This window comes from Frateuria sp. GZRe14 (genome assembly GCF_051900395.1).
Lineage (GTDB): Bacteria > Pseudomonadota > Gammaproteobacteria > Xanthomonadales > Rhodanobacteraceae > Frateuria_A > Frateuria_A edaphi.
Genome location: NZ_JBHZGJ010000001.1, coordinates 922,364 through 939,948, shown reverse-complemented (window position 1 = coordinate 939,948; position 17,585 = coordinate 922,364). Strand labels below are relative to the sequence as shown.

At 70.2% G+C, this 17,585-nt stretch carries 14 protein-coding genes; 9 read left to right on the top strand and 5 right to left on the bottom strand.

Annotated features, from left to right (window positions below):
• Positions 1–37: 37 nt before the first annotated feature.
• On the bottom strand, positions 38–3,622 hold the full coding sequence (locus ACFWZ1_RS04150) for a two-component regulator propeller domain-containing protein (RefSeq protein ID WP_439665549.1): 3,585 nt from the start codon (positions 3,620–3,622) through the stop codon (positions 38–40).
• 151 nt (positions 3,623–3,773) lie between these two features.
• Here ACFWZ1_RS04150 and lexA point away from each other — a divergent pair, with 151 nt between their 5' ends.
• The 4 genes from lexA to ACFWZ1_RS04130 all read left to right on the top strand — a co-directional run bounded on the left by lexA (position 3,774) and on the right by ACFWZ1_RS04130 (position 9,785).
• The gene (lexA, locus tag ACFWZ1_RS04145; protein ID WP_439665548.1) at positions 3,774–4,379 is read left to right on the top strand and encodes a transcriptional repressor LexA; all 606 of its coding nucleotides are present in this window, start codon (positions 3,774–3,776) and stop codon (positions 4,377–4,379) included.
• Between the two features lie 160 nt (positions 4,380–4,539).
• Positions 4,540–5,214: a translesion DNA synthesis-associated protein ImuA gene (gene imuA / locus ACFWZ1_RS04140; RefSeq protein WP_439665547.1), complete on the top strand. Its 675-nt coding sequence runs from the start codon at positions 4,540–4,542 to the stop codon at positions 5,212–5,214.
• A gap of 10 nt (positions 5,215–5,224) precedes the next feature.
• Entirely contained in the window at positions 5,225–6,628 is a 1,404-nt protein-coding gene (locus tag ACFWZ1_RS04135) for a Y-family DNA polymerase (RefSeq protein WP_439665546.1), read from the top strand.
• 67 nt (positions 6,629–6,695) lie between these two features.
• Complete coding sequence (locus ACFWZ1_RS04130; protein WP_439665545.1) at positions 6,696–9,785, top strand: error-prone DNA polymerase; 3,090 nt, start codon at positions 6,696–6,698, stop codon at positions 9,783–9,785.
• Positions 9,786–9,813: 28 nt separating this feature from the next.
• On the opposite strand, the gene ACFWZ1_RS04125 is transcribed toward ACFWZ1_RS04130, so the two are convergent.
• Together ACFWZ1_RS04125 and ACFWZ1_RS04120 are read right to left on the bottom strand one after the other, a co-directional pair.
• The gene (locus ACFWZ1_RS04125) at positions 9,814–10,476 is read right to left on the bottom strand and encodes a UdgX family uracil-DNA binding protein (RefSeq protein ID WP_439665544.1); all 663 of its coding nucleotides are present in this window, start codon (positions 10,474–10,476) and stop codon (positions 9,814–9,816) included.
• A gap of 51 nt (positions 10,477–10,527) precedes the next feature.
• Positions 10,528–11,406 carry a LysR substrate-binding domain-containing protein gene (locus ACFWZ1_RS04120; RefSeq protein WP_439665543.1) on the bottom strand — a complete coding sequence of 293 codons (879 nt, stop codon included), beginning with the start codon at positions 11,404–11,406 and terminating at the stop codon, positions 10,528–10,530.
• A gap of 92 nt (positions 11,407–11,498) precedes the next feature.
• On the opposite strand from ACFWZ1_RS04120, the gene ACFWZ1_RS04115 reads away from it, so the two are divergent.
• Entirely contained in the window at positions 11,499–12,515 is a 1,017-nt protein-coding gene (locus tag ACFWZ1_RS04115) for a YeiH family protein (RefSeq protein ID WP_231323928.1), read from the top strand.
• A 192-nt stretch (positions 12,516–12,707) separates the two neighbouring features.
• Here ACFWZ1_RS04115 and tsaB read toward each other — a convergent pair whose 3' ends face one another.
• Positions 12,708–13,403 (bottom strand): tRNA (adenosine(37)-N6)-threonylcarbamoyltransferase complex dimerization subunit type 1 TsaB, encoded by a 696-nt coding sequence (tsaB, locus tag ACFWZ1_RS04110; protein WP_439665542.1) that lies wholly within the window; start codon positions 13,401–13,403, stop codon positions 12,708–12,710.
• Between the two features lie 133 nt (positions 13,404–13,536).
• Here tsaB and ACFWZ1_RS04105 point away from each other — a divergent pair, with 133 nt between their 5' ends.
• Positions 13,537–14,982, top strand: coding sequence for a DHA2 family efflux MFS transporter permease subunit (locus tag ACFWZ1_RS04105; protein ID WP_439666868.1), 1,446 nt, complete (start codon positions 13,537–13,539; stop codon positions 14,980–14,982).
• Here ACFWZ1_RS04105 and ACFWZ1_RS04100 read toward each other — a convergent pair.
• Positions 14,979–15,278, bottom strand: a complete 300-nt coding sequence (locus ACFWZ1_RS04100; protein ID WP_439665541.1) for a hypothetical protein — start codon at positions 15,276–15,278, stop codon at positions 14,979–14,981. The genes ACFWZ1_RS04105 and ACFWZ1_RS04100 overlap by 4 nt on opposite strands.
• A 148-nt stretch (positions 15,279–15,426) precedes the next feature.
• Here ACFWZ1_RS04100 and ACFWZ1_RS04095 point away from each other — a divergent pair, with 148 nt between their 5' ends.
• From ACFWZ1_RS04095 to ACFWZ1_RS04085, 3 genes are all read left to right on the top strand, one after another.
• Positions 15,427–15,795 carry a nuclear transport factor 2 family protein gene (locus ACFWZ1_RS04095; protein WP_439665540.1) on the top strand — a complete coding sequence of 123 codons (369 nt, stop codon included), beginning with the start codon at positions 15,427–15,429 and terminating at the stop codon, positions 15,793–15,795.
• 55 nt (positions 15,796–15,850) lie between these two features.
• The gene (locus ACFWZ1_RS04090) at positions 15,851–16,678 is read left to right on the top strand and encodes an alpha/beta fold hydrolase (protein ID WP_439665539.1); all 828 of its coding nucleotides are present in this window, start codon (positions 15,851–15,853) and stop codon (positions 16,676–16,678) included.
• 104 nt (positions 16,679–16,782) lie between these two features.
• Positions 16,783–17,580 carry a helix-turn-helix domain-containing protein gene (locus tag ACFWZ1_RS04085; protein WP_439665538.1) on the top strand — a complete coding sequence of 266 codons (798 nt, stop codon included), beginning with the start codon at positions 16,783–16,785 and terminating at the stop codon, positions 17,578–17,580.
• Positions 17,581–17,585: the final 5 nt, after the last annotated feature.

Here is a 17,585-nt window from a genome sequence, read left to right as displayed (position 1 = left end):
TGCGGGCTTTTTTGTTCCCCGGCTTTTGTGTTCCCGATCAGGCCGGATCGATCGCCGTGGTGGTCGACACGTCCGACGGTGGCACCAGCTCGACGAACAATTCCGCCAGGGCCTCGCCACTGAACGGCTTGCGCAGGAACCCATCCATCCCCGCTTCGCGCGCACGCGCCTCCTCGTCGCCGCCGGAGCGGGCGGTGATGGCAACGATGGGAACGCGCTGGCTCGGTTCTTCGCGCTGGCGGATCAGGCGGGCGACCTGGAAGCCATCGACGCCCGGGAGGTCCAGGTCCAGCAGCATCGCGTCGAAGCGCGACTGGTCCAGTTCGGCGAGCGCGCCCAGGCCGTTGGCGACGTAGCAGACGCGGTGGCGCTGGCGTTCGAGCTGGCCGCGGATCACCGCCGCGACGATGGCGTCGTCCTCGACCAGCAGCACGTGCAGCGGGCGGCCGATCGGTGCGTGCGCGACGGCCATCGCGCCGACGGCGCCTTCGGGCGGCTGCAACGGCAGGCGCACACGGAAGGTGGTGCCCTGGGCCACGCGCGACTCCAGTTCGATGTCGCCGCCCATCATGCCGACCAGCTCGCGACAGATCGCCAGTCCCAGGCCGCTGCCGGCGCGCCGCTGCGGACCTTCGACCTGCTCGAAGCGCTGGAACAGGCGTGCCTGCGCCGCCTCGGGAATGCCGGGGCCGGTGTCGGCGATGCTGAAGACCAGGCCGTCGGCATGACGCTGCGCGCACAGCTTCACGCTGCCGTATTCGGTGAACTTCAGCGCGTTGTGGGTGAGGTTGAGCAGCACCTGCTTGATGCGCACGGCGTCGCCGACGACCCTGGGCGGCAGGTCGTCGGCCAGCTCCACGGCGAGCGAGAGGCGCTTGGCCTGGGCATGGCCCAGTTGCAGCTGAGCCACGTCCTCGACCAGCTGGCGTGGATCGAACGGCGCGAGTTCGAGATCGAGCCGGCCGGCTTCGATGCGCGCAAGGTCGAGCGCGTCGTTGAGCAGCTTGAGCAGCATCCCGCCGGAGCGCTGCATGGCCAGCGTGTAGTCGCGCTGCTCGGGCTTGAGTGGCGTGGTCAGCAGCAGTTCGGCCATGCCCATCACGCCGGTCATGGGCGTGCGTATCTCGTGGCTCAGCGTGGCCAGGAACTGGGTCTTGGCCGCGCTGGCTTCCTCGGCCAGGCAGCGCTGCTGCTCGGACAGCGCGATGCGATGGCGCTGCGCGATGCGCCGGCGCCACACCCGCAGCGCTGTCCACACGATCAGCCCCAAGGTGATCGCGTAGGTCAGCCAGGCCCACCAGCGTGCCCAAGGCGGCGCCTCGACGCGGATGCGCAGCGGCGCGGCGAGGTGCGCCCAGGCGCCGCCGGCGCCGACCGCCATCACGCGCAAGGTGTAATCGCCCGCGGCCAGTCCGGCGAAATCGCGCTCGCCGCGGCTGTCGACGTCGACCCAGCCGCTGTCCAGGCCATCGAGGCGGAAGCGGTAGCGGTTGGCCGACGGATCGACGAAGGAGAACACCCGCGCCTCCACGCCAAGCTCGCGGTCGCGCCAGTCCACCTCGACAGGGCCCGGACCCAGCGGCAGGTCGGTCAACTGGCCGTGTCGACGGACCCGCACGCGGGTCAGCGCGAGCTGCGGCACGGTGGCCTGTTCGCACACGCGATCGGGGTTGAAGGCGACCACGCCGCCCAGCGTCGGCGCATAGAGGTTGCCGTCGGGCATCAAGGCGAAGCCGCGGGAGAATTCGGTGTTGCTCAGGCCGTCCTGCAAGCCGAAGGAACGGAAGCGACCCGAATCCGGATCGAAGCGCCACAGGCCATCGGTACCGAAGATCCATACCCGTCCGCGTGCATCCACGCGCATGTCGACCACGCCGACCGAGGGCCATCCGTGCGCCATGTCGACGTGGCGCACCAGCGCCAGGCCGTTGCCGTGGTAGCGGTACTGCTCCAGGCCGTCGGGCGTGGCCAGCCACAGGCCGTCCGGGGAGAAGCTGAAGGCTTCGACCGAGATGCCGGTGGGGCCGCCCGGCACCGGCTCGAAGAAGCGGTGCGTGGGGTCCAGCTGCATCAGCCCGCCTTCGCTGGCGTAGTAGAAGGTGCCGCGGTCGTCGAGCGTCATCTGCGCGCCCCACAGCATCTTGTCGTCGGCCTGGTGCATTGGCACGCGGCTTACGGCGAGCGTGTCCGGATCCACGCGGAACAGGCCTTCGCGGAAGGTGCGCACGTACAGGCGATCGTCGGGGCCGGGTTCGACCTCCAGCGGGCGACGGAACATCTGGCCTTCAGGGTCGACCGCGACGGCGTGCGAGCCCTGCGTGCGGTAGAGCGTCCCCTGCACCGCGACCCACAGGCGGCCGCCCTCGCCTTCGGTCATGCCGAGCACGTCGCCGTGCAGGCCGGACAGCACGTGTTCGACCGCGCCGGTGTACGGGTCGAGCCGGTCCACACGCCCGTCGCGCTCGCCGACCCAGATATGCCGGCCATCGCGGCCGCGGGCCATGGTGGTCGCCACCGAATCGCGCAGGCTGGCCGGATTGTCCGGCACGTGCGTGTAGCGGCTGAAGCTGTACCAGCCCGGCGCCAGGTAAGCCACGCCACCGTCCAGCGTGGTCACCCACAGGCCGCCTTCGCGGTCGACGTAGAGCTGCCACACCCAGGTGCCGGGCAGGTTGCCGTAAAGCACCGGGCGGTTCATCACCGGCAGGACCGGGCCGTCCGGCCGCTCCTGCAGGAACAGGCCGCGCTGGGTGCCGATCCACAACCGTCCGGCGTGGTCGCGGGTGCTGACCATCACGTTGGTGTCGGGCAGGACGTCGCGGGCGAAACGGTGCGCGCGGCCGTCAGCCCCGACCACCAGCAGCCCGCGCACGGTGGCCACTCGCACCTCGTCCCCGTTGCCGTCGATGCGCCAGGCGTCCACCGTCTGCGCCGGATCGGCCGGCAGCACGTGGTGCCAGCTGCCGTTCGCATCGCGCCGGAACAGGCCGTGGGCGCTGCCGACCCACAGGCGCTGATGGGGATCGACGTAGAGCGCGGCCACTTCGCCCAAGTCCGTCGGCGCCGGACCGAGCAAGGGATTGACGACATGCTCGAAGCTGCCATCCGCGCGCATGCGGTCCAGCCCGAAGCGGGTGCCCACCCAAAGGCTGCCATCGGCCGTCTGCGCCAGCGTCCAGACCTTCTCGCTGGCCAGGCTGCCGGGATCGGCCGGATCGTGCTTCCAGTGCCTGAACTTGCCGCTGGCGGCATCCAGCCGGTTCAGGCCCGCATCCAGACCGGCGGCCCACAACCGTCCCTGCTTGTCGATCAGCAGCGAGGAGATGCCGTTGCCGGCCAGTGAATCGGGATCGCCGGAAACGTGGCGGAAGTTGCGGAATTCCACGCCGTCGAAACGCGCGATGCCGTTCTTGGTGCCGAACCACATGGTGCCGTCCGGCGCCTGCACCGCGGTGTAGACCAGGCTGCTGGGCAGGCCATCGGCGCTGCCGTAACGGCGGAACTGCGGCGTCGGCAAGACCCTGTTCGGGGCCGCCCCGGCGGGAGCGGAGGCCGGCACGTTGGCGCCCGCCGCGGGCACACCCAGCAGCAAGCCGACGCCCAGCAGCAAAGCGGACACCATGTGCTTCCCCCACACGCCTGAAGTCCTTCGCGGACGCATCGCTGTCCCCCGGGACTTCACGCTTTCGGCAAACCGCCGGATTCCCCTTCACGAAATGATGCCAAAAGCATCCCCCTGCCGCGACCTTCCCCGATGTACTAATATTAGTATCATGACCCTAAGCCCTATCCGCCAAGCCCTGCTCGCCTACCTGCGAGAACACATCGCGGCGCACGGCTACCCGCCGTCGCAGCTGCAGATCGCGGCCGCGCTGGGACTGAAACAGAACCGCTCGGCGCGACTGCACCTGGAAGCACTGGAGCGCGAGGGCCACATCGAACTGGTGCCAGGCCAGGCACGCGGCATCCGCCTGCGTCGCAGCGAGCCGGTATCGACACTCGCGGTGCCATTGCTCGGTCGCGTGGCGGCGGGCCGGCCGATCGGATCGGACGCCGAGGTGCGCCGCGAAGTCGCGCTGGATGCTTCGCTGTTCCGCCTCAAGCCGGATTACCTGCTGGAAGTGGTGGGCGAATCGATGCTGCTGGACGGCATCCTCCCTGGCGACCTGATCGGCGTGCACCGTACGCCCGAGGCGCGCCATGGCCAGACTGTGGTGGCGCGGCTGGAAGGCGAGTTCACCGTCAAGCGTTTCGAGCACAGGGACGGCCATATCCGACTGCTGCCGCGCAACCCGGCGTATGCCCCGATCGAGGTGGACCCGCGCGCCACCGACTTCGCCATCGAGGGGCTGTTCGCGGGGCTGGTGAGGCCAGGCTGATGAACGTACGCACAGGCCGGGGCGGGCGCCAGCGCCTCCCGGCGGCGGCTCGTCGGGAAGGCCGCGCCCGGTTTGACAACGCCGCCGCTCCTGCATGGTGGGCTTCCCACCACGGCAATACAGAACGGTGGGCTGAAGCCCACCCTACGGTGGCGCACCCGTGAGCAACGTGGTCGCCCTCGATCACCTGTTCGACGCCCGCCGTCTCTGGCGCGGCCAGCCGCAGGCGCACGCGCCTTCGCGCCAGCCGACCGGCTTCCCGCTGCTGGACGCCGCGCTGCCCGGCGGCGGCTGGCCCGAAGGTGCGCTGAGCGAAGTGCTGCTGCCGCTCGACGGCATCGGCGAACTGGGCCTGCTGTGGCCCACGCTCGCGCGCCTGACGCAGGCCGGCGGTCGGGTCGCATTGATCGCCCCGCCCTACCTGCCCTTCCCCGCCGCCTGGGCCAACGCCGGCGTGCGCCTGGACCGTCTGCAGATCGTGCGCGCCGAACCGCGTGACGTGCCGTGGGCGACCGAACAATGCCTGCGCTCGGCCGCCTGCGCCGCGGTGCTGTGCTGGACGCACCAGGCCGACGATCGCACGTTGCGCCGCCTGCAATTGGCGGCGGAAACCGGCCAGTGCCTGGGTATAGCAATGCGCCCCGCGTCGGCGGCAGTCCACGCCTCGCCCGCGGCGCTGCGCCTGGTGCTGGAAGCCCGACCCGCGCGCCTGCGCGTGCTCAAGTGCCGCGGCGGCAATCCGCCGGCGCAGCCGCTGCCCTGGCCGCTGCCGACCGGCGCGCCTTCCGAACCGGTGCCGGACAGTCCCGCCGCGACTGTCGCGGACCGCGCCTGAGATCCACGACATGTTGTGGGCCTGCATCCTGTTGCCGCAGCTGGCGCTCGACGGCGTCCTTCGCCGCCACGCCACGCCGGACGAACCGCTGGTGCTGGTCGACGGCCCGGTGCAGCGGCGCGTACTGCGCGCGGTCAATGCCGCGGCGAAGGCGCAGGGCCTGCGCGCGGGTCTGCCGTTGGCCACTGCGCAGGCGATCTGCGCGCGTTTTGCCGTGGTCGAGCACGACCCGGCCGAAACCACGCGCTGGCACGACTTCCTCGCCGCCTGGGCCTACCGCTACGGCGCGCAGGTCAGCCGGCAGATGCCGGCTTCGCTGCTGATCGAAGTGGAGGCGAGCTTCCGCCTGTTCGGGCCATGGCCGCGAATGGAAGCGCTGCTGCGCGAAGACCTGGCCGCGCTCGGCTTCCGCCATCGCATCGCGCTCGCGCCCAACCCGTGGGCCGCGCGTGCGCTGGCCGGCGTACACGACGGCCTGGCCATCACCCACGATGCACCGCTGAATCAAGCCCTCGGCCAATTGCCGGTGGAGCGCGCGGGCCTGCCGCCGGAGGCGGCCGACAGCCTGCGCCGCATGGGCCTGCGCCGCCTCGCCCAGGTCTACGCGTTGCCGCGCGCGGCACTGGGCCGGCGCGTGGGCACCGACACCCTCGACCAGCTCGATCGCCTCACCGGCGCACTCGCCACGCCACTGGACTGCTACCAGCCGCCGGACCATTTCGAATCGCGCATCGAGTTCAACTATGAGGTCGGCGCCACCGGCCAGCTGCTGTTCCCGCTGCGCCGCATGACCGGCGACCTCGCCGCGTATCTCGCCGGCCGCGACGGCGGCGTGCAGCGCTTCGTGCTGCGACTGGAACACGAGCGCGGCGCCGCCACCGAAGTGCCGGTCGGCCTGCTCGCCCCCGAGCGCGACGGGGGCATGCTGTTCGAACTGGCCCGCGGCCGGCTGGACCTCGTGCAACTGGCCGCGCCGGTGCGTGCCCTGCAACTGATCGCGCGCGAACTGCCGCCATTCGTGCCGGCCGGCCGCGACCTTTTCGACGTGCGCCCGCAACAGGCGGTGCCGTGGGAGCAACTGCGCGAACGCCTGCGCGCGCGGCTGGGCGACGAGGCCGTGCACGGCCTTTCGATCCACGCCGACCACCGCCCCGAGCGCGCCTGGCGCAACCACGGCGAGAGCGCCGGCGCGCCGCCATTGCCCCGCCCCGGCTGGCTGCTGCCCCAACCGATCCCGCTGCGTGATCGCGAGCCGCGCATCCTGGCCGGTCCCGAGCGCGTCGAAAGCGGCTGGTGGGACGGCGACGTGCGGCGCGACTACTACGTGATCGAGACCTCCGCCGGGCAGCGCGCCTGGGCCTACTGCCCGGTCGGCGAACGCGAGGGCTTCATGCTGCACGGGTGGTTCGCATGAACCTCCTGGCCATCATTGCCGCGACGCACACACAAGAACGGGCCCGACAGAGCCGGAGGGTAGCTGCATGAGCCTGCCCGCCTACGCCGAACTCCACTGCCTTTCCGCCTTCAGCTTCCAGCGCGGCGCCTCGCTGGCGATCGAACTGTTCGAACGTGCGAAGCAGCAGGGCTACAGCGCCCTCGCCATCACCGACGAATGCACGCTCGCCGGCATCGTGCGCGCGCTGGAAGCCTCGCGCGAAACCGGCGTCAAGCTCATCGTCGGCAGCGAGTTCCAGTTCGTCGACGGACCGAAGTGCGTGTTGTTGGTGGAGAACCAGCAAGGCTACGCGCGGCTGTGCCAGCTCATCACCACCAGTCGTCGTCGCGCGCCCAAGGGCAGCTACGAATCCTTGCGCGAGGACCTCGGCGACACCGACGGCATGCTTGCGTTGTGGCTGCCCGGCATGCAGCCCGACGAGACCGAAGGGGCTTGGCTGAAGGCGCGCTTCCCGGACCGCTGCTGGCTCGCGGTCGAGCTCCACCGCGGTCCCGACGACGACGCCCGCCTGGCCTCCCTGCGCGCCCTGGGCGAACGACTCGCCCTGCCGCTGGTCGCCAGCGGCGACGCGCATATGCACGTACGCGCCCGCCGCCCGCTGCAGGACGTGATGACCGCGATCCGCCACCACACCACCGTGGCGCAGGCCGGCCAGCGGCTGTTCCCCAACGGCGAGCGGCACCTGCGCACGCGCCGCGCGCTCTCGGCCATCCATCCACCCGAACTGCTGGCCGAGAGCGTCGCGATCGCGCGGCGCTGCACGTTCAAGCTGGAAGAGCTCGAGTACACCTACCCGCACGAACTGGTGCCCCAGGGCCACACTCCGACCAGCTGGCTGCGCCAGCTGGTCGAGGAAGGCGTGCGCTGGCGCTGGCCGGTCACCGTGAAGGACGAGTGGCGCGGACAGATCGAGAGCGAACTGGCCCTTATCCGGGTCAAGAAGTTCGAGTCCTACTTCCTTACCGTGCACGACATCGTTCGCTTCGCGCGGTCGAAGGACATCCTCTGCCAGGGCCGCGGCTCGGCCGCCAATTCGCTGGTTTGCTTCGTGCTCGGCATTACCGAGGCCGACCCGGCAACCAGCAACCTGCTTTTCGAGCGCTTCATCTCGATGGATCGCGACGAGCCGCCGGACATCGACGTCGACTTCGAACACGAACGCCGCGAGGAAGTGCTGCAATACGTGTTCGACCGCTACGGCCGCGACCGCGCCGCGCTCACCGCGGTGGCGACCGAGTACCGCGGCCGCGGTGCGATCCGCGACGTCGCGCGCGCGTTGGGCATGTCGCCGGAACTGGCCGGAGAGCTCTCCTCCACCCTCGATCGCTGGAGCGGCGAAGTGCCTCCGTCGGACCGGCTGCGCGAGCGCGGCTTCGATCCGGACACACCGCTGATCCGGCAGGTACTCGCACTCACCGTGCAATTGATCGGCTTTCCGCGCCACCTCTCCCAGCATCCCGGCGGCTTCGTCATTTCCGAACATCCGCTCTCCACGCTGGTGCCGGTGGAGAACACCGCCATGGACGGCCGCACGGTGATCCAGTGGAACAAGGACGACCTGGACACGCTGGGCATGCTGAAAGTGGACTGCCTGGCACTGGGCATGCTCACGGCGCTCCGCAAGACCTTTGACCTGCTGAAGTCGAACGGCCGCGGCGACTACACCATCGCCGGCATCAACAAGGACCACAAGGACGACAAGCCCACCTACGACATGATCAGCCGCGCCGACACCATCGGCGTGTTCCAGATCGAATCGCGCGCGCAGATGGCCATGCTGCCGCGCCTCAAGCCGAAGGAGTTCTACGACCTGGTGATCGAGGTGGCGATCGTGCGGCCCGGCCCGATCCAGGGCGACATGGTGCATCCCTACCTGCGCCGGCGTAACGGCGAGGAGGAAGTCAGCTATCCCTCCGAGGCGCTCAAAAACGTCCTGAAGCGCACGCTCGGCGTTCCGCTGTTCCAGGAGCAGGTGATGCAGATCGCCATGGTCGCCGCCGACTTCAACGGCAGCCAGGCCGATGCGCTGCGCCGTTCGATGGCCGCCTGGAAACGCCATGGCGGGCTGGAGCCGCATCGCGAAAAGCTGCTCGCCGGCATGCTGAGGAACGGCTACAGCCGCGAGTTTGGCGAGCACCTGTTCGAGCAGATCAAGGGCTTCGGCAGCTATGGCTTTCCCGAATCGCACGCGGCCAGCTTCGCCCTGCTCGCCTACGTCAGCAGCTGGCTCAAGTGCCACGAGCCGGCGGCGTTCGCCTGCGCGCTGATCAACTCCGCGCCGATGGGCTTCTACTCGCCCGACCAGTTGCTGCAGGACGCCCGCCGCCACGGTATCCGCACGTTGCCCATCGACGTGCGCCACAGCGACTGGGACTGCACGCTCGAGCCCGAACGCGATGCACGCCTGCAGCCGGCGATCCGCATGGGCCTGCGGCTGATCCGTGGCTTCTGCGAAGCGACCGCAAAAGACATCGTGGCCGCTCGCGGACAATGGCCGTTCGTCGACGTGGGAGACCTCAGCATTCGCGCGAAGCTGGACCGCCGCGACCAGGCCCTGCTCGCCGACTCGGGCGCGCTGCGCGCACTGGCCGGCCATCGTCATCGCGCGCGCTGGGCGATCGCTGGCGTGGAACCGCAGCTGCCTCTGTTCGCCGGCTCCACGCCAGAAACGGAAACCATCGCGCTGCCGCTGCCCACGCGCGGCGAAGACCTGCGCGCCGACTATGCCCTCACCGGCACCACGCTGGGCCCGCATCCGCTGCGCCTGCTGCGCTCCCGTCTGCGTGCGCGGCACTTCCGCGCATCCAACGAACTGGTCGGCGTGCCGAACGGACGGCCCGTACGGGTCGCCGGCATCGTCACCCTGCGCCAGCAGCCCCAGACCTCCAGCGGCGTGGTGTTCCTGACCATCGAGGACGAGTTCGGGCTGACCAACGTGGTGATCTGGCGACGCGTGGTGCTGCGCCAGCGTCGCGTGCTGCTTGCATCGCGGTTGCTGGCGATCGAAGGCCACCTGGAAAGCGAGCATGGCGTCCAGCACCTGATCGCGCACACGCTGGAAGACCTGACACCGATGCTGGGCGAGCTGGACGTGCGCTCGCGGGATTTCCATTGAGGCTGCCTGCGGTGGGTTGAAGCCGGCCCTACGCCAGCCTTCCCAGCGCTCCGGCCACCATCCGCAGATCCGCCACCAGTTCGTCGAATGCCTGGTGCCGCTTCGCTTCCTCCGGCATGCGCAGCACGGCGGAGGGATGCCAGGTCGCCAGTCCCTGCGCGCCTTCGCCCAGCGGTCGCCACACGCCGCGCTCGCGGGTGATGCGGAAGGCATTGCCGAACATCGTCTGTGCCGCCATGGCGCCCAGGCCCACCACCAGCTTCGGCTTCACCCGCAGTAGCTCGGCGGCCAGCCACATGCGGCAAGCTGCCTGCTCGGCCGCATTGGCGCGCTTGTGCAGCTTGGCGGTGCCGCGCATCTCGTACTTGAAATGCTTGACGGTGTTGGTCAGGTACAAGGTGGAGCGGTCCAGTCCCGCTTCGCCCAGCGCGCGATCGAGCAGTTGCCCGGCGGGACCGACGAACGGCACGCCTTCGCGGTCCTCGTGCAGCCCGGGCTGCTCGCCGATCAACATCACCCGGGCCGACGCCGGACCCTGCCCGAACACCGTCTGCGTACCGTAGCGCCACAGCGGACAGGCGCGGCAGTCGCGCGCCTCGCGCCGCAACGTGGCGAGGGCGCCCGCCGGTACCTCGGCCACGGGCTTGGCCAGCGGGACGCCGAGGGGGTTGCTGACCGAACGCGTTGCCATGGCCAGCGGACGCTAGCGCCGCCAGGGTGAACCTGCTGGCAAGCTGCCCGCCTACATGACGGTCTGCAGGAAGGCTTCGAGTAGCGCGCCGCGGTATTTCTGCCGGTGCAGCAGCAGCGAGAGCATGCGCCTGAGATCGAGGAAGGGCGTCTTCAGGACCACCAGCCGTCCGGTCGCCAGGGCATCGACCAGTGCCACCTCCGGCAGGCAGGCGATGCCGAGGCCGGCAGCGACGGCCTGCTTGATCGCTTCGATCTGGTCGAGCTCCAGTACCGTTTCGCCCGGCGGCAATTGCGCGAGCACACGCTCGGTGGTGGCGCGGGTGGCCGAGCCTGGTTCGCGCAACACCCAGCGGGCGCCGGCGAAATCCCCCGGCTTGAGTGAACGCTTGCGCGCCAGCGGATGCCCCGGCGGCGCACACACGCGCAGCCGGTCCTCGCGCCAGGGCTTGAGTTCCAGCTGCGGATGCGCGACCGGGCCCTCCACGCAGCCGACGTCCAGCGCGTGATCGAGCAGTTGCGACGCGATGGTGTCGGTATTGGCCACGCGCAGCCGGATCGCCACCTGCGGCTGCGCACGCACGAAGCCGCCGAGCAGTTCGCCGACCAGGTAGTTGCCGACCGTGTTGCTCGCGCCGATGCGCAGTTCACCCGCCAGTGCCTGCGCATCGCCCTGCCCGAATCGGGCCAGTTCCGCGTGCCGCTCGAGCAATTCCTGCGCGCGCGGCAGCAGTTCGCGCCCGCGTGCGTTGAGGTGCAGCCGCCCGCGTTCGCGGTCGAACAGCGGCGCACCGAGCTGCCGTTCCAGCTCCGCCAGCGCCATGCTCGCGGCGGGCTGGGTCAGGTGCACGCGCTCGGCGGCCGCGCGCAGGCTGCCGTGCAGCGCGGTCTGCACGAACACGTCGAGCTGTCGGGGCGTGATGTTCAGCATTCAGCAAAGCTTATAGCAACCATCAAGCATGCAAAGTTTTGCTGATGGTCATGCACAGGGACAATGGGCGGACTTCGCCACCCGAGCCAACGATGAGCGCCGCCGCCACGCCCGCCCCCACCCTGCCTGCCCGCCTGCCGGGCCTGGGCCTCGCGCTCGCCATCGCGCTGGTAGCGCTGTGGTTGGGACACCTGGCGCCGCTGGTCGGAGGGCCGGTGATCGGCATCGTGCTCGGCATCCTGGTGCGCAATACCCTGTCGCCCGGCGCGCGCTTCACGCCCGGCATCCAGTTTGCCGGCAAGCAGGTGCTGCAGTGGTCGATCATCGCGCTGGGCTTCGGGCTCAGCCTCGATCAGGTGGCGAAGACCGGGCTGGAGTCGCTGTCGGTGACACTGATCACCATGAGCGCGGCCTTCGTCGCGGCATGGGGATTGGGCCGGCTGCTCGGCGTGCATGACCAGCTCAAGGTGCTGATCGGCGTGGGCACCGCGATCTGCGGCGGCTCGGCGATCGCGGCGGTGACGCCGATCATCAAGCCGGACGAGCACGACACTGCGTTCGCGATCTCCACCATCTTCCTGTTCAACGTGGTGGCGGTGCTGCTGTTCCCGCTGCTGGGGCACCTGATGCACCTGTCCGACCTGGGTTTCGGGCTGTGGGCGGGCACGGCGATCAACGACACGTCCTCGGTGGTCGCGGCCGGCTACAGCTACAGCCATGCGGCCGGCGACTACGCCACCATCGTCAAGCTCACCCGCGCCACGCTGATCATCCCGGTGTGCATCACGCTGGCGGTGATGGTGGCGATGCGGGAAAAAAAGAAAGGCGCGGCCGACTTCAGCCTCAAGCGCATCTTTCCCTGGTTCATCCTGTGGTTCCTGGTCGCCTCGGCGGTGCGCACGGCGGGGCTGGTGCCGGTGGCGGCGCAGCCGCTGATCCACCAGCTGGCGGAGTTCCTGATCATCATGGCGCTGACCGCGATCGGGCTGTCGGCCAACCTGCGCAGGATGATTTCCAGCGGGCCGCGACCGATCCTGCTGGGGTTCGGCGTGTGGATCGCGGTGGCGGTGAGCAGCCTGCTGGTGCAGCTGGCGATCGGGCGGCTTTGAGGCCAGCCCCGGGGATCGCGGCCCTTCGACCTCGCTGCGCCACGCTGAGGGCGAACGGAAAAATTCTTCGTTCCTTCCGGCCAGATGCCGCTGTCGCCTTCCGCATCGACTCGAGTGGCCGTCGAACTGAAATCGGACGCTTCCGTAGCTGTCCGCCCTGAGCGCAGGGCCGAAGTCGAAAGGTCCGGGGAGCTAGGAGCTGGCGCGCCCCTGCTCGGCCAGCGTCAACGCCACCTTGTCCCGCAGGTACACCGGCAAGGCCTGTTCCGGCGAAACGGCCCGGCCCGCCTGGTATTCGCGCACGGCGATTTCCGCCACGTGGCGGGCCTGCGGGTAACGGTCGCCTTCGGCCTGTCGCAGCTCGCCGGTCAGATGCTTCCGCAGCACGTCCGCGTACGTCGTCCATCCGCTGCCGACGACGCTCCACGCCTGGGCTTGCGGCAGCACCAGCGCGTCGGGTGCGCAGACGCGCTCCTCGTCCAGCGCCACCAGGCCACCGTTGCCATCGCGGCGATAGCAGGCGGCATAGATCTCGCCCATGCGTGCGTCGATCACGGCCAGGATCGCTGCCTCGTCCTCCGGCGCCTCCAGTGCCAGCGCGGCCAGCGAAGACACCGGCACCACTGGCCGGTCCAGCGCCAACGCCATGCCCTGCGCGAGCGCCACGCCCAGCCGCACGCCGGTGAACGCGCCGGGGCCGCGGCCCACCGCAATCGCATCCAGCGCATGCCGGCCTAGCCCCGCTTCGGCGAGCAGCGCATCGGCCATCGGCAGCGCGAGTTCGGCGTGGCGGCGCGGGGCCAGTTCGCTGCGGGCGATCACTTCCTGTCCGTGCACCAGGGCGACGGAACAGGCTTCGGTGCTGGTTTCGATGGCGAGCAGGTTCATGCGGGAATTCTCGCACGCCCTGCCCGGGCGGTCGGTTGTCGATCCGGGCGCGGGCAAATCGTCGTCATGGCAGCTGATGAAACCCGGCGATCCCTGCCATGCTGCACGCCCGCCAAGGAGCTCCCGCTTGAACATGCCGACCCCGACCACCCACGCCCGCGACGGCCGCTGGCTCGCCCTCACCGTGCTGTGCCTGGGCGTGCTGATGATCGTGCTGGACACCACCATCGTGAACGTGGCGCTGCCCTCGATCCGCGCGGACCTGGGCTTCTCCGAAGCCACGCTGGCTTGGGTCGTGAATGCCTACGTGCTGACCTATGGCGGCTTCCTGCTGCTGGGCGGGCGGCTGGGCGACCTGTTCGGGCACCGCAAGCTGTTCCTGCTCGGGCTGGTGTTGTTCACCCTCGCCTCGCTGGCGTGCGGCATGGCCGGTTCGCGCGAATGGCTGGTGATCGCGCGCGGCATCCAGGGCCTGGGCGGCGCGGTGGTCACCGCGGTGGCGCTGTCTCTGATCATGGACCTGTTCACCGAACCGGCCGAGCGGGCGAAGGCGATGGGCGTGTACGGCTTCGTCTGCGCCGGCGGCGGTAGCGTGGGCGTGCTGCTTGGCGGGCTGCTGGTGAGCACGCTGAGCTGGCACTGGGTGTTCCTGGTCAACCTGCCGATCGGCCTGGCGGTGTTCGTCGCTTCGCTCCGGCTGCTGCCCGCGGTGCACGGCAGCAGTGACGTGCGCCACCTGGACGTCGGCGGCGCGCTTGCCGTCACCGCGGCGCTGATCCTGGCGGTCTACGCGATCGTCGACGGCAACCAGGCCGGCTGGCTGTCGGCGCGCACGCTGGGCATGCTCGCCGTGGCGTTGGGGCTGTTCGTGCTGTTCCTCTTCATCGAGACGCGCGTGCGCGCGCCGCTGATGCCGCTGAAGCTGTTCCGCCTGCGCAACCTGGCGATCGCCAACGTGGTCGGCGTGCTGTGGGCCGGCGCGATGTTCGCCTGGTTTTTCCTGTCCGCGTTGTACCTGCAGCTGGTGCTCGGCTACGGGCCGATGGAAGTGGGCCTGGCCTTCCTGCCCGGCAACCTGGTGATGGCGGCCTGTTCACTGGGACTGTCCGCGCGCATCGTGATGCGCTTCGGCATCCGCCGGCCGCTGGCCGGCGGCCTGCTGGTCGCCGCCCTGGGATTGGCGCTGTTCGCACGCGCACCGGCGGACGGACATTTCCTTGTCGACGTGCTGCCCGGCATGTTGCTGCTCGGCCTGGGCGCGGGCATCGCCTTCAACCCGGTGTTGCTGGCGGCGATGAACGACGTCGAGCCGCGCGATTCGGGCCTGGCCTCGGGCATCGTCAACACCGCCTTCATGATGGGTGGCGCACTCGGCCTGGCGGTGCTGGCCAGCCTCGCGGCGGCGCGCACCGGCGCGGCGCTGGAAACCGGCATCGCGCAGGCGGTCGCGCTCAACGCGGGCTATCGCGCCGCGTTCCTGGCCGGGACCGGTTTCGCGGTACTGGCGGCGCTGCTCGGTGGATTGCTGCTGCGTCCGCGCCAGTCGATGGCTACAGCGGAAGCCTCGCCGGTGCACTAGGCGCCGTCGTCCCCGCTCTCGCTTTCGGGATCGAGCGTGGGCGTGGCCCGCCTCGCCTCCGCGCGGTAGGACGCGTTGGTCTCGCCACCGTCCATCAGGTCCTCGATCGGCGCCTCGTCCATGCCGGCGTGGGGATCGAGCGCCCGCGTGCGGTCGTCGGCCCACTCGATGGTGTCCAGGCGGTCGTGCCGCACGTCACCGCCGTGCTCGCCAGCGCGTGCCGGCTCGTCGGCCGGATGGTCGGCGCCCGCGCCGCGCGGTCGTTCGGGTTCGTCAGGGCTGCGCTGTCTGCTCATGGCCTTCGCTCCCTCTGCAGGGGACGTCAGCATCCGGCGTACGACGTCGCGGCGGCGAGAAGCCTGCCGCGTTCCATTACCTGCCAGGTAATCGCCCCGCCGCGGCGGCGGCCGCAAGCTGTGCCCACACCCGACACGGAGCACCGCCATGAACGCCACCCGCGAACTGATCGCCAACTACATCCGCGCCTGGAACGAGACCGATCCGCTGCGCCGCCGCGTGCTGATCGAGGACGTCTACGCCGAGCACGCCATCTACACCGATCCCGTGGCGCAGGCGCACGGCTGGGAGGCCATCGACACGACGATCGACGCGGTGCAGGGCATGTTCCGGGGCCACGTCTTCAGGCTGGCCGGCGACGTCGACGCGCACCACGACGTGGCCCGCTTCCACTGGCACCTCGTCGCGCCGGGTGCGCACGAACCGCTGGTGATCGGCTTCGACGTGGCCGAGCTGGACGAGGGCCGCATCCGCCGCGTGCATGGCTTCCTCGACAAGGTCCCGATGGCCGCCTGAGCGCGCGCCACCAGGCACCACGACCTTCCCATCCCCGCATCCGGAGTCACCCACCATGAGCCACTTCACGACCACCGACGGCACCACCCTGTTCTACCGCGACTGGGGCCACGGCCAGCCGATCGTCTTCCTCGCCTCCTGGGCGCTGGATTCGCGCGCCTGGGACCGGCACCTGCTGCACTTCAACGCGCTCGGCTACCGCTGCATCGCGATGGACCGCCGTGGGCACGGCCGCTCGGACGATCCGGGCCGCGGCTACCACCTCGACCGCCTGGCGGACGACGTGGCCGAACTCATCGAGCACCTGGACCTGCGCAAGGCCACGCTGGTCACCCACTCGATGGCCAGCGGCGAAGCCACCCGCTACCTCGCACGCCACGGCAGCGCGCGCGTGGCGCGGGCGGTCTTCCTGGCGCCGGTCGCGCCCAGCTACGCCGAAGGCAGCCGCGGCCCCTGGAGCATGGACGAGCCCACCACAGAGGCCGTGCTCGCCGCGATCCGTCGCGACCTCCCGCGCTGGCTGGCCGACAACGCCGACGGCTTCTTTCTGCCCGCCGAGACCGGCACCACACCGGAGTTCGTGCAGCACACGATCGACATCATCCGCGATGCCTCGCTGCAGGCGCTGGTGGAATGCTTCCGCGCCAAGCGCGCCGACCAGCGCGCGGAAGTGGCCGCCCTGGACGTGCCGCTGCTGGTCATCCACGGCAACCGCGACGTCAGCGAGCCGGTGCAGCAGGGGCGCGCGATCGCCTCGCTGGTGCCGCACAGCCGCTACATCGAGTACGCCGGGGCGCCGCACGGGCTCTACCACACGCACTTCGACCGGCTGGTGGAGGACATCGCCGCGTTCCTGCGCGAGACCGAGCTGCAGCCCGCCTGACCCCTCCTGGGAAAGCACCTTGTGCGCGACCGGCACGCCACCATCCCGCGCAATCCGGCATGGCGGTCGCGCACAGGGTGTGCTCCTACCGCATCATGGATGCCATGAACGCCCAAGCCCTCGACACCCAGCGCCCCATCGGCGACCTGTTGCGCGAATGGCGCCGCCACCGCCGGCTTTCGCAGCTCGACCTGGCCTCCGGCGCGGAGATCTCCACGCGCCACCTGAGCTTCGTCGAATCCGGCCGCGCCAACCCGAGCCGCGACATGATCCTGCACCTGGCCGAATACCTGGACGTGCCGCTGCGCGAGCGCAACGCACTGCTGGTCGCCGCCGGCTTCGCCCCGGCCTTCCGCGAACGCGCGCTGGACGACCCGGCGCTCGCCAGCGCCCGCGCTACCATCGACCTGCTGCTCAAGGGCCTGGAGCCCTACCCCGCGCTCGCGGTGGACCGCTACTGGCAGCTCGTCGCCAGCAACCAGGCGACGCTGCGGCTGCTCGGCGGCGTTGCGCCGGAACTGCTCGAACCACCGGTCAACGTGCTGCGCCTGAGCCTGCATCCGGCCGGCCTCGCGCCGCGCATCCGCAACCTCGGCCAGTGGCGCGCGCACCTGCTGCACCGCCTGCGTCAGCAGATCGACGCCAGCCACGACCCGCAGCTCATCGCCCTGTTACGCGAACTGCAGGCCCTGCCCGTGCCCGAAGCCACGCCAGGCGCCGACATCGCTTCGTCCATCGCCGTGCCCATGCAACTGGAGGTCGACGGCCACGTGCTCTCGATGCTCAGCACCACCACCGTGTTCGGTACGCCGGTCGACATCACGCTGGCGGAGCTGGCGCTGGAATCGTTCGTGCCCGCCGATGCCGCGACGGCCGAACGGCTGCGGGCGATGGCCGGCTGACGCGC

Coding starts and splice junctions, on each gene's coding strand:
- ACFWZ1_RS04150 (WP_439665549.1), bottom strand. CDS start 3,622: ATGGTGTCCGCTTTGCTGCTGGGCGTCGGCTTGCTGCTGGGTGTGCCC.
- lexA (WP_439665548.1), top strand. CDS start 3,774: ATGACCCTAAGCCCTATCCGCCAAGCCCTGCTCGCCTACCTGCGAGAA.
- ACFWZ1_RS04135 (WP_439665546.1), top strand. CDS start 5,225: ATGTTGTGGGCCTGCATCCTGTTGCCGCAGCTGGCGCTCGACGGCGTC.
- ACFWZ1_RS04130 (WP_439665545.1), top strand. CDS start 6,696: ATGAGCCTGCCCGCCTACGCCGAACTCCACTGCCTTTCCGCCTTCAGC.
- ACFWZ1_RS04125 (WP_439665544.1), bottom strand. CDS start 10,476: ATGGCAACGCGTTCGGTCAGCAACCCCCTCGGCGTCCCGCTGGCCAAG.
- ACFWZ1_RS04120 (WP_439665543.1), bottom strand. CDS start 11,406: ATGCTGAACATCACGCCCCGACAGCTCGACGTGTTCGTGCAGACCGCG.
- ACFWZ1_RS04115 (WP_231323928.1), top strand. CDS start 11,499: ATGAGCGCCGCCGCCACGCCCGCCCCCACCCTGCCTGCCCGCCTGCCG.
- tsaB (WP_439665542.1), bottom strand. CDS start 13,403: ATGAACCTGCTCGCCATCGAAACCAGCACCGAAGCCTGTTCCGTCGCC.
- ACFWZ1_RS04105 (WP_439666868.1), top strand. CDS start 13,537: ATGCCGACCCCGACCACCCACGCCCGCGACGGCCGCTGGCTCGCCCTC.
- ACFWZ1_RS04100 (WP_439665541.1), bottom strand. CDS start 15,278: ATGAGCAGACAGCGCAGCCCTGACGAACCCGAACGACCGCGCGGCGCG.
- ACFWZ1_RS04095 (WP_439665540.1), top strand. CDS start 15,427: ATGAACGCCACCCGCGAACTGATCGCCAACTACATCCGCGCCTGGAAC.
- ACFWZ1_RS04090 (WP_439665539.1), top strand. CDS start 15,851: ATGAGCCACTTCACGACCACCGACGGCACCACCCTGTTCTACCGCGAC.
- ACFWZ1_RS04085 (WP_439665538.1), top strand. CDS start 16,783: ATGAACGCCCAAGCCCTCGACACCCAGCGCCCCATCGGCGACCTGTTG.